This is a genomic window from Streptomyces sp. NPDC091280, from assembly GCF_044768565.1.
Lineage (GTDB): Bacteria > Actinomycetota > Actinomycetes > Streptomycetales > Streptomycetaceae > Streptomyces.
The window spans coordinates 456,765-471,275 of record NZ_JBIVUZ010000003.1 but is presented as its reverse complement, the minus strand read 5'-3'; the positions used below and the strand labels follow the sequence as shown (position 1 = coordinate 471,275).

Genomic DNA, 14,511 nt, shown 5'->3' with positions numbered 1-14,511 from the left:
GTGGTGTCGGAAGGACGGACCGGACAGAGGAATCGGGCGGAGGGACGGATCGGATGGATCGGACGGATTGGACGGACGAGTGCGGTCGGGCGTCACGGGGACGGTCATGGCCCGCTCCCTCGCTGTCGCAGCCCGCCGAGGTCAGTGGTGGGCGACGGTCCGCCGCTCGCTCGGCAGGCCGCCCGTCACGACCGTGCCGTGGACGTCGGTTCGGCGCTCCAGGGCCGCCGAGAGGATCGCCAGGACCAGAGCCGCCGCGGCGAGAACGGCGCCGACCCAGTTGGGGGCGGTGTAGCCGAGTCCGGCCGCGATGACGATCCCGCCGAGCCAGGCGGACAGCGCGTTGCCGAGGTTGAAGGCGCCGATGTTCACCGCGGAGGCCAGTGTCGGGGCGCCCTGCGCCTGGTCGAGGACCCGCTTCTGGAGCGGCGGCACCGTGGCGAAGCCCAGGGCGCCGATGAGCGCGATGGTGACGGCTGCCGCGATCTTGTTGTGCGCGGTGACCGTGAAGAGCGCGAGCACGACGGCCAGGGCGCCGAGCGAGACGTAGAGCATGGGCATCAGGGCGCGGTCGGCGAACTTGCCGCCGACGAGGTTGCCGCCGACCATGCCGAGGCCGAAGAGGACGAGGAGCCAGGTGACGGAGCCGTCGGCGAAGCCCGCGACATGGGTCATCATCGGCGCGATGTAGGTGATGGCCGCGAAGACGCCGCCGAAGCCGAGCACGGTCATCGCCATGGCGAGCAGGACCTGGGTGTTCTTGAACGCGGCCAGTTCGTGCCGCAGTCGTACGCCCTCGGGCTTGGGCAGGTCGGGTACGAGCTTGGCGATGCCGGCCAGGCCGATCACGCCGAGGCCCGCGACGACGGCGAAGGTGAAGCGCCAGCCGAGGGACTGCCCGACGAGGGTGCCCAGCGGAACGCCGACGACATTGGCGACGGTCAGCCCGGTGAACATCATCGCGATGGCTCCGGCCTTCTTGTCCGGGGCGACGAGTTCGGCCGCGACGACCGAGCCGATGCCGAAGAAGGCGCCATGGGCGAGCGAGGCGACCACACGGCCGATCAGCATCACCGAGAAGGTGGGGGCGACGGCGGAGAGCAGGTTGCCGAGGACGAACAGGCCCATCAGCAGCATCAGCATCCGCTTGCGGGGGATCTTGGTGCCGAGCACGGTCATCAGCGGGGCGCCGATCACCACCCCCAGCGCGTAGCCGGTGACCAGCAGGCCGGCGGTGGGGATGGAGACCCCGAAGTCGCCCGCGACCTGGGGCAGCAGGCCCATGATCACGAACTCGGTCGTCCCGATTCCGAAGGCCCCGATCGCGAGGGCCAGAAGCGCGAGAGGCATGGGGATGCACCTTCCCAGAAGATTGCAGGAGCGCTTTGCGTGCGTTCACAATACTTGCAGACGCGGGCTATATGCAAGCGCGGACTATTTCGCCTGTGCTCTATCCTGGGTTCAGCCGCTCCGGGACGGAGGAAACGCCAATGACAGCGACAGACCCCGCACTCACCGCCCTCGCCCAGGGCTGGTGCGCCCTCTCTCTGCTGCACGGGAGGATCGAGGCGCACATCGAGCGCGCCCTACAGGCCAAACACGACCTGAGCATGCGGGAGTACTCCCTGCTCGACGTCCTGAGCCGACAGCACGACGGCGAGGGAGGTCACCTACAGATGCGCCAGGTCGCCGACGCGGTCGTCCTCAGCCAGAGCGCCACGACCCGGCTGGTCACCCGTCTTGAGGACCGCGGCCTGCTCGCGCGCTACCTGTGCCCGACCGACCGGCGCGGCATCTACACCAACGTCTCCGAGGCCGGCCTCGCCCTCCTCGAAGAGGCCCGGCCCACGAACGACACCGCCCTGCGCGAAGCGCTCGACGCGGCGGCCGGAAACCCCGAACTGGCGCCGCTGGTCCGCGTCGTGGAGTCGATGCCCGCACCCGCGTGACCCGTCCCCCATCGCGTGCCGCTGCCTAAGGTGGGCGCATGGGAGATCTTGAGATTCGAGCCGCGATCAGCGAAGACGTCCCCGCCATCGTCGGCATGCTCGCCGACGACCCCCTGGGCTCCCAGCGCGAGTCACCCGACGACCTGACGCCCTACCTGGCCGCGCTGGAACGCCTGACCGCCGATCCCCACCAGCACCTGGTCGTCGCCGTGCGCGAGGGCCGGGTCGTCGGCACCCTTCAGCTCACGGTCATTCCCGGTCTGTCCCGCAGAGGCGCCACCCGCTCGGTCATCGAGGCCGTACGGGTCCACGCGGACGAACGAGGCAGCGGCCTCGGCACTCGGCTCATCGAGTGGGCGATCGCCGAATCGCGCCGACAAGGCTGCCAGTTGGTCCAGTTGACCTCCGACGCCACACGCACCGACGCCCACCGGTTCTACGAACGGCTCGGCTTCACGGCCTCGCACGTGGGCTTCAAGCTCCCCCTCTGAAGAGAGAGCCGTCTGAAGGAGAGAGTCATCTGAAGAAGGGCGCCGTCGTGTTTCACGTGAAACACGACGGCGCCCCGCCCATCCCGGCTAGCGGATCCCTCGCCATCCCTCCGGATCCACTCCACCCGGCACAGAACCGCTCTCGTCGTACGGCTGACGCGTGAAGACGAACGACCCGAGGTCCAGGTGGCTCACGGACCCGTCAGGACGCCGTACGGGCCGTAGAAGCTCTCCGGCGTAGTACCCCTCCAGACCGGTCCAGGTGCCGTCACCGTTGTCCCGGAAACGTGAACGGCGGCCCTTGCCCGCCAACGGCTCCAGGGAGGCCTTTCCGTCCATCGTCAGCCGCAGAGCGAAACCGTGCGTGCCCCAGTACCACTGGCCGACCAACTCCAGTGCGGCGGAGTCGACTTCGGTCAGCGGGCGCCACGGCTCTGGGATCCTCGGCTCGGCCTCCGCGACGATACGGATGAGGTCGGCACCCACCGAGGACAGCAGCGGTCCGGAGGTGCAGTTGGCCAACACCACCGCCGAGACGTCGTCCTCAAGGCAGATGCTGAGGTTTGCCAGGAAACCGGGCAGCGATCCGGAGTGGCCGATGAGCAGTCGGCCGTCGCGGTGCTGCACCTGTAGTCCGAGACCGTAACCGGCGCCGTCCACGAGGTCGGCCGCCTCGGCCGGTGCGGCGGGGGTCCGCATCTCCCGCACGGACTCCGCGCTCAGGACGCGGTCGTCGCCGTTGGCCAGAAAGACGGCGAACCGCGCCAAGTCTCCGGTGGTGGACCAGAGTTGACCGGCCGGGGCCATGAGACCGAGGTCCACGGCGGGTTCCGGCAGCAGTGCGTCGGCCCAGGGATGCACCGCCCAACCGCCCGCGTGCGGTGCCTGGGGCTGACCACTCGTACGACTCAGCCCCAGGGGTTCGAGCACTTCCCGCCGGAGTACGTCCTCCCAGGGCGCACCGCGCAACTCCTCGACGAGCGCGCCCAGCACCGTATAACCAGGATTCGAGTAGTGGAAGCGGCGGCCGACCGGATGCAGCAGGGGCTGCTCGCCCAGCACATCCCGGAGTTCGGGCCGCAGGGAACCCGGCGTCCGCTCCCACCAGGGTGCGGGTGACTCGGCCGCCAACCCGCTGGTGTGCGCCAGCAGTTGGGCGATGGTGGCCTCCCCCGCGCCGGTGCCCGGCAGATGCTTCTCCAGGGGGTCACCGAGATCGAGGACGCCTTCGTCCCGCAGCCTCAGCACCAGGACCGCGGTGAAGGTCTTGGTGATCGAGCCGATCCGGTACTGCACGTTCTCGTCCGGCCCGTGCCCGTCCACCGAGGTCCGCGCGCCGTGCCACACCGCCCGCCCGTCCCGCACCACCGCCGCGACCAACGACGGCGCCCGCCCGTCGGCCTGGGCCACGGCGATCCGATGCAGCAACGCCCGGCGGGTACCGGGAAGCAAGTCGTCCTGAGATCTCGTCATGCCCCCAGTCCATCCGGCCGGGCGGCCGTACGTCGAGCACATTTCCCGGGACACGGCGCCGGGTCGGCCGCCACGCCCGTCGCTTGCCCCTGTCGACCGGGTGCACCACGCTGAACCCCGAGCACGAGGGCTGCCGGCGAGCCCGGATCCAGATCGCGCGCCGATGAGTTTCCCGCGCCACGCTGGTCTGTAAGCCGCACACCCACGGACGGAAGGCCGCGCATGCGGAAACTGGTCTACGGCATGAACCTGACCCTGGACGGCTACGTCGCCGCGGCCGGCGACGACATCGGCTGGAGCGGACCGCCGAGCGACGAGCTGTTCCAGTGGTGGCTCGACCACGAGCAGGCGAGTGGTCTGTCGCTGTACGGGCGCAAGCTGTGGGAGACGATGAGCTCCTACTGGCCGACCGGCGACCAGCAGCCGGGCGCCACCCCGGCGCATGTCGCGTTCGCGCGGAACTGGCGGGACACACCGAAAGTGGTGTTCTCCTCGACGATCGACAAGGTCGACTGGAACACCCGCCTGTTCACGGGCGACACGATCGCCGAGATCAACCGGCTCAAGGCCGAGGACGGCGACCCGATGACCATCGGCGGCCCGACCCTCGCCGGGGCGGCCATGCGCGCCGGGCTGATCGACGAGTACGTGATCGCCACCCATCCGGTCCTGATCGGTGGCGGCACACCGTTCTTCACCGCGCTGGACAACTGGGTGAACCTGAACCTCGTGGAGACGCGGACGATTCCGGGTGGCGTGATCCTGAGCAGGTACGAGACAAGGCGCTGAGCGGCATCACCCGGTCACGTCTGCGCCATGTCGACGAAGCGCGAGTAGTGGCCCTGGAAGGCGACGGTGATCGTCGCCGTCGGGCCGTTACGGTGCTTGCCCACGATGATGTCCGCCTCGCCCGCGCGCGGTGACTCCTTCTCGTAGGCGTCCTCGCGGTGCAGCAGGATCACCATGTCGGCGTCCTGCTCGATGGAGCCGGACTCACGCAGGTCGGACACCATCGGTTTCTTGTCCGTGCGCTGCTCGGGACCACGGTTCAGCTGCGAGAGCGCGATCACCGGCACCTCCAGCTCCTTCGCCAGCAGCTTGAGGTTTCGGGACATGTCCGAGACTTCCTGCTGACGGCTCTCCTGGCGCTTGGAGCCACCAGCCTGCATCAGTTGCAGATAGTCGATGATCACGAGCTTGATGTCGCTGCGCTGCTTGAGCCGCCGGCATTTCGCGCGGATCTCCATCATCGACAGGTTCGGGGAGTCGTCGATGTACAGCGGTGCGGACGACACCTCGGGCATCCGGCGGGCGAGCCGGGTCCAGTCCTCGTCGGTCATGGTGCCGGACCGCATGTGGTGCAGCGCGACGCGGGCCTCGGCGGACAGCAGACGCATCGCGATCTCGTTGCGCCCCATTTCGAGGGAGAAGATGACGCTCGGCAGGTTGTTCTTGATCGATGCGGCGCGGGCGAAGTCGAGCGCGAGCGTGGACTTGCCCATGGCGGGGCGGGCGGCGATGACGATCATCTGCCCGGGGTGCAGACCGTTGGTGAGCGAGTCGAGGTCCGTGAACCCGGTCGGCACACCGGTCATCTCACCGCTGCGTGAGCCGATCGCCTCGATCTCGTCGAGCGCGCCCTCCATGATGTCGCCGAGCGGAAGGTAGTCCTCGCTGGTCCGCTGCTCGGTGACGGCGTAGATCTCGGCCTGGGCCCGGTTGACGATCTCGTCGACGTCGTCGTCGGCCGCGTACCCCATCTGCGTGATGCGGGTACCGGCCTCGACCAGGCGGCGCAGGACGGCGCGCTCGTGGACGATCTCCGCGTAGTACTCGGCGTTCGCCGCTGTCGGCACGGTCTGGACGAGGGTGTGCAGATACGATGCGCCGCCGACCTTGTTGATCTCGCCGCGCTTGGTGAGTTCGGCGGCGATGGTGATCGGGTCGGCCGGCTCGCCTTTGGCGTAGACGTCGAGGATCGCCTGGTAGATCGTCTCGTGCGCGGGCTTGTAGAAGTCGTGGCCCTTGAGGACCTCCACGACGTCGGCAATGGCGTCCTTGGACAGGAGCATGCCGCCGAGTACGGACTGTTCGGCGTCGAGGTCCTGCGGCGGCACGCGTTCGAAGGCCGAGCCCGCGCCTTCCCACTCGCCGCCTTCCCGGCCGCGGTCGTGCTGTTCGTCGCGACCTCTGCCTCCGTCACCTCGTCGTCGGGAAGCAGGCAGACGATCACTTGGACCGCTCTCGGCCCACGGGTCGTCCAAGGGCTCGGAAATACTCAACCGAGCCACCTCCTCCCGTCCGCCGAGCGGACCTCGCCGTGCCCCTCATTTCTACGGCACGGCACTGACAAATGAGGCGCCCAACTCCGGTACGGGCGCGTCGGTTTTGTGATGGTTTCCAGGCCGACGAACGGAGCGGGCGCCGAACCACCGTAGGCCCGCGGGCACCGTCAGCCAATCTGGTTATCCACAGGCCATGTGGACGACGGCCCCGATGCTGTGGAGAACCCGCCAAAACCTGTGCACGACCCGGTGGACAGCCCTGTGAACAAGCCCTCCCCACTCCGAGCGTGACCCATCTGACCTGGCATTTCCCCGTCCACCGGCTGTGCAGAAGAAAAACTTCCCCAGTCCGACCAAGATCGCTTCGAACAGTGCGCGAGAGGACACACGGCGAGACGAGAGGTAAGGGTCACATAGCAATTGCATCGCTTACCTGTGGACGATTAGATTAGTGCTCATGACACAGGCTCCCGCGACCACCAGGGCCACCCGACGCCGGCACGACCGCGAGATCGTCATGCTGGCCGTCCCGGCCTTCGGCGCGCTCGTCGCCGAGCCCCTTTTCGTCATGGCCGACAGCGCGATCGTGGGCCATCTCGGCACCGCGCAACTCGCCGGACTCGGCGTGGCCTCCGCCCTCCTGACGACAGCCGTGAGCATCTTCGTCTTCCTCGCCTACGCCACCACGGCGGCCGTCGCCCGACGCGTCGGCGCGGGCGATCTTCAAGCGGCCATCCGCCAGGGCATGGACGGCATCTGGCTCGCCCTGCTGATCGGCGCCACGGTCATCGCCGTCGTCCTCCCCTCGGCACCCGCCCTCATCCGCATCTTCGGCGCCTCGGACACGGCAACCCCCTACGCGACGACCTATCTCCGGATCTCCTCCCTCGGTATCCCGGCCATGCTGGTCGTACTCGCCGCCACCGGAGTCCTGCGCGGACTACAGAACACAAAGACACCGCTGTACGTCGCCATCACAGGCTTCGTCGCCAACGGCGTCCTCAACCTGGCACTGGTCTACGGCGCCGACCTCGGCATCGCCGGCTCGGCCTGGGGCACCGTCATCGCTCAATGGGGGATGGCTGCCGTGTATCTCGTCGTGGTCGTCCGCGGAGCCCGCCGACATGGCGCCTCGCTCCGCCCCGACTCGGCAGGGATCCGCGCCTCGGCCCAAGCGGGTGCACCGCTCCTGGTGCGCACCCTCTCCCTGAGAGCGATCCTCCTCATCGCGACGGCGGTCGCCGCCCGGCTCGGGGATGCCGACATCGCCGCCCACCAGATCATCCTGTCCCTGTGGTCCCTGCTGTCCTTCGCGCTAGACGCCATCGCCATCGCGGGTCAGGCCATCATCGGCCGCTACCTCGGTGCGGACGATCCACAGGGCGCCCAAGCCGCCTGCCGCCGCATGGTGCAGTGGGGCATAGCCGTCGGAGTGGTGCTCGGCCTCCTGGTGATCGTGTCCCGCCCACTGTTCCTGCCCTTGTTCACCAGCGACCCCACCGTCAAGGACACCGCTCTGCCCGCCCTGCTCATGGTGGCGCTCTCTCAGCCGATCTGCGGCGTCGTCTTCGTTCTGGACGGGGTACTGATGGGCGCGGGGGACGGGCCGTATCTAGCCGGCGCAATGCTGGTGACTCTGGCGGTCTTCGCCCCGGTGGCCCTGCTCGTACCGGCCTTCGGCGCCGGACTGACCGCTCTCTGGGGAGCGATGACCCTGATGATGGCGGTACGCATGGTCACGCTCCTGCTGCGCACCCGCTCAGGCCGTTGGGTCGTCACGGGTGCGACCCGCTGACCGTTTCACGTGAAACACCGCAGACTGCCGCCACGTTTCACGTGAAACATGTGCGCCTCGACGCCACCCCGAACCCTCCGCACCAGTCGTGTACTGCCCACCCCGGGCACGGCAGAGGGGCCGCACCCCAACGGGTGCGGCCCCTCTCTCAGCTATGCCGAGCGCAGCGGTCAGGCCGCGATGACCTCGATGTTGACCTTGGCGGCAACCTCGGGGTGCAGACGCACGGACGTCTCGTGGGCGCCCAGCGTCTTGATCGGGGCAGACAGCTCGATACGACGCTTGTCGACCTCGGGGCCACCGGAAGCCTTGATCGCCGAAGCGATGTCGGCCGGGGTGACGGAGCCGAAGAGACGACCGGCGTCGCCGGAGCGGACGGCCAGACGAACCTTGACACCTTCGAGCTGGGCCTTCACGGAGTTGGCCTGCTCGATGGTCTGGATCTCGTGGATCTTGCGAGCACGACGGATCTGCTCGACGTCCTTCTCGCCACCCTTGGTCCAGCGGATAGCGAACTTCCGCGGGATCAGGTAGTTGCGAGCGTAACCGTCCTTGACGTCGACGACGTCGCCTGCGGCACCGAGGCCGGAGACCTCGTGGGTGAGGATGATCTTCATTGGTCGGTCACCCTTCCCTTATCGCGCGGTGGAGGTGTAGGGCAGCAGCGCCATCTCACGGCTGTTCTTCACGGCCGTGGCGACGTCACGCTGGTGCTGCGTGCAGTTGCCGGTCACGCGGCGGGCACGGATCTTGCCGCGGTCGGAAATGAACTTCCGCAGCATGTTCGTGTCCTTGTAGTCCACGTACTGGACCTTGTCCTTGCAGAAAGCGCAGACCTTCTTCTTCGGCTTGCGCACAGGCGGCTTCGCCATGGTGTATCTCCTGTGTGATCAAGAAGTGTGGGTACGACCCACCCTCGGCCCGGGGGCCTAGAAGGGGGGCTCGTCCGAGTAGCCGCCGCCACCGCCACCGCCGGAGTTTCCACCCCAGCCGCCACCGCCGCCGCCCTGGTTGCCACCGGCGGGAGCGCTGGTGGCCCAGGGGTCGTCGGCGGGAGGACCGCCGGCCGGCTGACCGCCGCCGGAGTTTCCACCCCAGCCGCCGCCACCCTGGCCGCCACCGCCGCCGAAGCCGCCGCCCTGGCCACCGCGAGCGCCACCGGCGGTCTTGGTGACCTTGGCCGTGGCACTGCGCAGGCTGGCGCCGACTTCCTCGACGTCCAGTTCGTAGACCGTGCGCTTGACGCCCTCACGGTCCTCGTAGGACCGCTGCTTCAGCCGGCCCTGCACGATGACGCGCATGCCTCGCTGGAGCGATTCGGCGACGTTCTCCGCCGCCTGACGCCAGACCGAGCAGGTGAGGAAGAGGCTTTCGCCGTCCTTCCACTCGTTCGTCTGGCGGTCGAAGGTGCGGGGAGTGGACGCGACACGGAACTTCGCGACCGCCGCACCGGAAGGGGTGAAGCGCAGCTCGGGGTCGTCGACAAGATTGCCGACGACCGTGATGACGGTCTCGCCTGCCATGGGGGAACCTCTCGGCGGGTTTGCTGCTGGCTGCTTGGTGCTGCTACTCGAATCCCGAGATCAGCTGAGCGGAAAGCTCAGTGGGTCTCGGGGCGGAGGACCTTGGTCCGGAGGACCGACTCGTTCAGGTTCATCTGGCGGTCGAGCTCCTTGACGACCGCAGGCTCGGCCTGCAGGTCGATGACCGAGTAGATGCCCTCGGGCTTCTTCTTGATCTCGTACGAGAGACGACGACGGCCCCAGGTGTCGACCTTCTCGACCTTTCCGTTGCCCTCACGGACGACGGAGAGGAAGTTCTCGATCAGGGGAGAGACGGCGCGCTCCTCCAGATCGGGGTCGAGGATGACCATCACCTCGTAGTGACGCATGTGGAACCCACCTCCTTTGGACTCAGCGGCCACGGTCGATCCGTGGCAGGAGGGTTGTGATGCGTAAGCAACAGTGTGTGCCAGTAAAACAGCCGCCACTGACATCGGGTGCCCCTTGCGGGGATTCCGATCCGTGACGACGTGGGCAGACACCAGTGCAGAGGGTACAGAGTACCCGCACACCGGCTTCCGGTTGAAATCCGGTGGCGGAGAGCGTCAATCTGTACACATCGGGTGTGTCCGGCGCGACGACGCGCCGCCTTCCGCAGGAGGTGCCACATGGCACAGGCATTGCGACCCAACACCGCCGGTTCCCTTTTCGCGACGGACGGCAAGCCCCATCCGCTCCAGGACACGCTGCTCGCGGTGACCCTGGTGCTCGGGGTGACGGCGTTCACCACGTCGTTCTTCCACAGCCTGCACCTGCTCAGCTCATGGACCGGTCTGGTGGGCATCCTCACCGGCGCCTACGGACAGTGGATCTCCGAGACGACGAGGGAACGCTTCGGCCTGATCCTGGGTCTCGGTGCCGCGGGTGTCGGATTCTTCCTCGGCATGGCGCACGGCGGACTGTTCGGCGGCGTCATCAGCTGACGCTCCGACACCTCGGTCCGAACACCACGTAAAACACCACGGAACGCCTCGGCGGCCCGCAGGCCGAGGCGAAGGTTGCATACGCCCAGTCGGGGCGCTCGCAAGGCGCAGTAGGCTTCGGCGCGAGAGCCGGAGCCCCTGTACCCATGGGGACACACCAGCCCGAGGAGCGCCCCGAATGAGCCTGACCCTGAGGACCATCAGCCGAGAGCAGCATCTGGCATTCATCCAGAGCCTGCAGTCGGCTAGCCACATGCAGGTCCCGGCATGGGCTGACGTGAAGGCGGAGTGGCGCTCCGAGAATCTCGGCTGGTTCGACGAGAAGACCGGCGAGCTGGTCGGCGTGGGCCTGGTCCTCTACCGGCAACTCCCCAAGATCAAGCGCTACTTGGCCTATCTCCCCGAAGGCCCGGTCATCAACTGGTTCGCGCCGAATCTGGACGACTGGATCCAGCCGATGCTGGCCCACCTCAAGCACCAGGGCGCCTTCTCGGTGAAGATGGGCCCGCCGGTGATCATCCGGCGCTGGGAGGCCACCTCCATCAAGGCGGGCATCCAGAACCCGGACGTGAAGCGGCTGCGTGACATCGAGGCCGACTACATCGAGCCGCGCGCCTTCGAGGTGGCCGACAAGCTGCGCCGTATGGGCTGGCAGCAGGGCGAGGACGGCGGCGCGGGCTTCGGCGACGTCCAGCCGCGCTACGTCTACCAGGTGCCACTGGCCAACCGCTCGCTCGAAGAGGTCCACAAGAACTTCAACCAGCTGTGGCGCCGCAACATCAAGAAGGCCGAGAAGGCCGGTGTCGAGGTCGTCCAGGGCGGCTACCAGGACCTTGAGGAGTGGCAGCGGTTGTACGAGATCACGGCCGTGCGCGACCACTTCCGCCCGCGCCCGCTGTCGTACTTCCAGCGCATGTGGACGGCCCTCAACACCGAGGACCCCAACCGGATGCGGCTGTACTTCGCCCGGCACAACGGGGTGAACCTGTCGGCGGCGACGATGCTCGTGGTCGGCGGACACGTCTGGTACTCCTACGGCGCCTCCGACAACATCGGCCGTGAGGTCCGGCCCTCGAACGCGATGCAGTGGCGGATGCTGCGCGACGCCTACGCGCTCGGCGCCACCGTCTACGACCTGCGCGGCATCTCCGACTCGCTGGACGAGACCGACCACCTCTTCGGTCTGATCCAGTTCAAGGTGGGCACCGGCGGGCAGGCCGCCGAGTACCTCGGCGAGTGGGACTTCCCGCTGAACAAGCTGCTTCACAAGGCACTCGACATCTACATGTCGCGCCGCTGACCTCACGGTCCCGGCGTCGACGACGTCGACAGGTCCCATACTCCTGATACACCGCAGCCACCAGAAGGGTTCCAGGTCCGGCCATGGCGCTCACGCTCTACGTCGACACCGCGCGCTGGCGTGCGCATCACAAGCACGTGGCCGAGCAGTTCCCGGGGCTCGTCCCGGTCTGCAAGGGCAACGGCTACGGCTTCGGGCACGAGCGGCTGGCGGAGGAGGCGACGCGTCTGGGCGCGGATGTCCTCGCCGTCGGCACGACGTACGAGGCCGCCCGGATCAAGGACTGGTTCGGGGGTGACCTGCTCGTCCTCACGCCCTACCGCCGCGGCGAGGAGCCCGTTCCGCTGCCGGACCGGGTGATCCGCTCGGTGTCGTCCATCGACGGCGTGTACGGCCTCGTGGGCGCCCGTGTGGTCATCGAGGTGATGTCCTCGATGAAGCGGCACGGCGTCAGCGAGCAGGAACTGCCGCAACTGCACTCCGCCATAGAGAACGTCCGCCTGGAGGGCTTCGCCATCCACCTCCCGCTGGACCGCACCGACGGCTCGGACGCCGTCGAGGAGGTCATCGGCTGGATGGACCGGCTGCGGGCCGCGCGGCTGCCGTTGCACACGATGTTCGTCAGCCACCTCAAGGCCGAGGAACTCGCCCGTCTCCAGCAGCAGTTCCCGCAGACCCACTTCCGTGCCCGGATCGGCACCCGGCTGTGGCTGGGGGACCACGAGGCCACCGAGTACCGCGGCGCGGTCCTGGACGTCACCCGGGTCTCCAAGGGCGACCGGTTCGGCTACCGGCAGCAGAAGGCGGCCTCGGACGGCTATCTGGTGGTCGTGGCGGGCGGTACGTCGCACGGGGTGGGCCTGGAGGCTCCCAAGGCACTGCACGGCGTCATGCCGCGCGCCAAGGGCGTCGCCCGCGCCGGCCTCGCCACGGTCAACCGCAACCTCGCTCCGTTCGTCTGGGACGGCAAGCAGCGCTGGTTCGCCGAGCCCCCGCACATGCAGGTCTCGATCCTGTTCGTGCCGGTGGAAGCGGCCGAGCCGAAGGTCGGCGAGGAGCTGGTGGCCCATCTGCGGCACACCACCACCCAGTTCGACCGCATCGTGGATCGCTGAGCCTCCTCGAAGCAGCCGAAAGGCCGTACACGGAATCTCCCGTGTACGGCCTTTCGCATGGTCCCGCCGACTTTCGTGTGGCCCCGCCAGGCCCTGTTCGCTCAGAGCGAACGGTCGGCCGGCTCTTCGTTGCCCCATTCCACCTGCGGTCCGTCGAAGGGCGCCGCGTGCCGTCCCGGACGGGCCGCGGCCCCGAACACGAACATGTCCTCGGCCCGGTCGAGCACCCCGCCCGACGGGTCGTCGTCGCCCGCCATCCGCACCACGTCCCGCTCCGGCATGAGAATGTCGCGCACGATCACGGCACACAGGTAGAGCGTGCCCAGGATGTGCAGGCCGATGGCCAGGTGGTAGCCCTCCGTCGGCAGGCCCTTGTGGGCGTCTCCGCTGGTCGTGTAGGCGAGGTACATCCAGATCCCCAGGAAGTACGCCACCTCGCACGCCTGCCAGATCAGGAAGTCCCGCCACTTCGGCCGGGCCAGCACGGCCAGCGGGACCAGCCACAGCACGTACTGCGGCGAGTAGACCTTGTTGGTCACGATGAACGCCGCGACGATCAGGAAGGCCAGCTGGGCGAAGCGCGGCCGGCGAGGAGCCGTCATCGTGAGGGCCGCGATGGCACCGCAGCACAGCAGCATCAGCAGCGTGGCGAAGGTGTTGACGGTGTCGGTGCTGAGCGGGTCGGTGGAGTTCTGCGCCATGATCAGCCAGAAGGACCCGAAGTCGACGCCCCGTTCCTGGCTGAACGTGTAGAACTTCGACCAGCCGTCGAAGGCGAAGAGCATCACCGGCAGGTTCACCGCCAGCCAGGCCACCGCTGTTCCGGCGAACGCCTTCCCGAAGTCCCGCCACTTGCCCGCGCGCCAGCACAGCAGGAACAGCGAGCCGAGGAGGAAGACGGGATACAGCTTGGCGGCCGTGGCAAGGCCCAACAGGACGCCGAACGCGAGGGAACGGCCCCGCGACCACATCAGCATCGCCGCGGCCGTCAGAGCGACCGCCAGCAGGTCCCAGTTGATGGTGGCGGTGAGCGCGAAGGCAGGCGCCAGGGCGACCAGCAGTCCGTCCCAGGGCCGACGTGCGTGCGTACGGCTGACGCAGACGACGATGACGGCCGCGCACACCATCAGCATCCCGGCGTTGACCACCCAGTACCACTGTTCCTGGTGCTGGATGCTGCCGCTGCCCGGGGTGAGCCAGGCGGCCACCTCCATGAACACGCCGGTCAGCACCGGGTATTCGAGGTACTGCATGTCGCCGGGGAGCTTGTCGAAGTACGGGACGAGCCCATCGGCGAAGCCACGCCCCTGGTAGAGGTGCGGGATGTCCGAGTAGCACGCGTGCGTGTACTGCGAACTCGCGCCGAAGAACCAACCGCTGTTGTAACAGGGCGCCTTCTGGACCAGGCCGAGGGCGAACATCCCGATCGCCACCAGCGCGATGACCCGTACGGGAGTCCACCAGGACGTCCCGAGCAGGGCCCGCCGGCCGAGGGGACCACCGATCACTTCGCTACCGGCGGCGGCGACCTGGTCGACCTTGGTCGGCTTCACCGGATCCGGCTCGTGCACGCTCGTGGGCGTCAGTTCTGCACTGGGCATGGGCCACATCCTGCCGC

The 14,511-nt window shown here is 68.1% G+C and carries 15 protein-coding genes; 7 read left to right on the top strand and 8 right to left on the bottom strand.

Annotation, left to right across the window (positions count from 1 at the left end):
- Nucleotides 1-141: 141 nt before the first annotated feature.
- On the bottom strand, nt 142-1,350 hold the full coding sequence (locus ACIQPR_RS12180; RefSeq protein ID WP_403645860.1) for an MFS transporter: 1,209 nt from the start codon (nt 1,348-1,350) through the stop codon (nt 142-144).
- Nucleotides 1,351-1,490: 140 nt separating this feature from the next.
- Between ACIQPR_RS12180 and ACIQPR_RS12175 the strand changes: the two genes are divergently transcribed.
- A complete protein-coding gene (locus ACIQPR_RS12175; protein ID WP_403645857.1) occupies nt 1,491-1,949 on the top strand; it encodes a MarR family winged helix-turn-helix transcriptional regulator in 459 nt (152 codons plus the stop codon).
- Nucleotides 1,950-1,987: 38 nt separating this feature from the next.
- The gene (locus tag ACIQPR_RS12170) at nt 1,988-2,440 is read left to right on the top strand and encodes a GNAT family N-acetyltransferase (RefSeq protein ID WP_403645855.1); all 453 of its coding nucleotides are present in this window, start codon (nt 1,988-1,990) and stop codon (nt 2,438-2,440) included.
- Nucleotides 2,441-2,527: 87 nt separating this feature from the next.
- Here the strand turns inward: ACIQPR_RS12170 and ACIQPR_RS12165 are convergent, their stop codons facing one another.
- Nucleotides 2,528-3,913 (bottom strand): serine hydrolase domain-containing protein, encoded by a 1,386-nt coding sequence (locus tag ACIQPR_RS12165; protein ID WP_403645852.1) that lies wholly within the window; start codon nt 3,911-3,913, stop codon nt 2,528-2,530.
- 222 nt (nt 3,914-4,135) lie between these two features.
- Between ACIQPR_RS12165 and ACIQPR_RS12160 the strand changes: the two genes are divergently transcribed.
- The gene (locus ACIQPR_RS12160; RefSeq protein WP_403645849.1) at nt 4,136-4,702 is read left to right on the top strand and encodes a dihydrofolate reductase family protein; all 567 of its coding nucleotides are present in this window, start codon (nt 4,136-4,138) and stop codon (nt 4,700-4,702) included.
- Nucleotides 4,703-4,716: 14 nt separating this feature from the next.
- Here the strand turns inward: ACIQPR_RS12160 and dnaB are convergent, their stop codons facing one another.
- Nucleotides 4,717-6,195 (bottom strand): replicative DNA helicase, encoded by a 1,479-nt coding sequence (gene dnaB, locus ACIQPR_RS12155; RefSeq protein WP_026150108.1) that lies wholly within the window; start codon nt 6,193-6,195, stop codon nt 4,717-4,719.
- Between the two features lie 460 nt (nt 6,196-6,655).
- Between dnaB and ACIQPR_RS12150 the strand changes: the two genes are divergently transcribed.
- Nucleotides 6,656-7,993, top strand: a complete 1,338-nt coding sequence (locus ACIQPR_RS12150; RefSeq protein ID WP_403645846.1) for an MATE family efflux transporter — start codon at nt 6,656-6,658, stop codon at nt 7,991-7,993.
- A 170-nt stretch (nt 7,994-8,163) separates the two neighbouring features.
- Here ACIQPR_RS12150 and rplI read toward each other — a convergent pair whose 3' ends face one another.
- From rplI to rpsF, 4 genes are all read right to left on the bottom strand, one after another.
- A complete protein-coding gene (gene rplI / locus ACIQPR_RS12145) occupies nt 8,164-8,610 on the bottom strand; it encodes a 50S ribosomal protein L9 (protein WP_019073380.1) in 447 nt (148 codons plus the stop codon).
- Between the two features lie 18 nt (nt 8,611-8,628).
- Nucleotides 8,629-8,865: a 30S ribosomal protein S18 gene (gene rpsR / locus ACIQPR_RS12140; RefSeq protein WP_006381652.1), complete on the bottom strand. Its 237-nt coding sequence runs from the start codon at nt 8,863-8,865 to the stop codon at nt 8,629-8,631.
- 57 nt (nt 8,866-8,922) lie between these two features.
- Nucleotides 8,923-9,516: a single-stranded DNA-binding protein gene (locus ACIQPR_RS12135; RefSeq protein WP_403645843.1), complete on the bottom strand. Its 594-nt coding sequence runs from the start codon at nt 9,514-9,516 to the stop codon at nt 8,923-8,925.
- Between the two features lie 77 nt (nt 9,517-9,593).
- Nucleotides 9,594-9,884 carry a 30S ribosomal protein S6 gene (gene rpsF / locus ACIQPR_RS12130; protein WP_006604399.1) on the bottom strand — a complete coding sequence of 97 codons (291 nt, stop codon included), beginning with the start codon at nt 9,882-9,884 and terminating at the stop codon, nt 9,594-9,596.
- A gap of 279 nt (nt 9,885-10,163) precedes the next feature.
- On the opposite strand from rpsF, the gene ACIQPR_RS12125 reads away from it, so the two are divergent.
- The 3 genes from ACIQPR_RS12125 to ACIQPR_RS12115 all read left to right on the top strand — a co-directional run bounded on the left by ACIQPR_RS12125 (nt 10,164) and on the right by ACIQPR_RS12115 (nt 12,893).
- Complete coding sequence (locus ACIQPR_RS12125; RefSeq protein ID WP_403645840.1) at nt 10,164-10,478, top strand: hypothetical protein; 315 nt, start codon at nt 10,164-10,166, stop codon at nt 10,476-10,478.
- A 178-nt stretch (nt 10,479-10,656) separates the two neighbouring features.
- Nucleotides 10,657-11,778, top strand: a complete 1,122-nt coding sequence (femX, locus tag ACIQPR_RS12120; protein ID WP_403645837.1) for a peptidoglycan bridge formation glycyltransferase FemX — start codon at nt 10,657-10,659, stop codon at nt 11,776-11,778.
- Between the two features lie 83 nt (nt 11,779-11,861).
- Nucleotides 11,862-12,893 carry an alanine racemase gene (locus ACIQPR_RS12115; RefSeq protein ID WP_403645834.1) on the top strand — a complete coding sequence of 344 codons (1,032 nt, stop codon included), beginning with the start codon at nt 11,862-11,864 and terminating at the stop codon, nt 12,891-12,893.
- Between the two features lie 101 nt (nt 12,894-12,994).
- On the opposite strand, the gene ACIQPR_RS12110 is transcribed toward ACIQPR_RS12115, so the two are convergent.
- A complete protein-coding gene (locus ACIQPR_RS12110) occupies nt 12,995-14,494 on the bottom strand; it encodes a glycosyltransferase family 87 protein (RefSeq protein WP_403645831.1) in 1,500 nt (499 codons plus the stop codon).
- Nucleotides 14,495-14,511 lie beyond the last annotated feature (17 nt).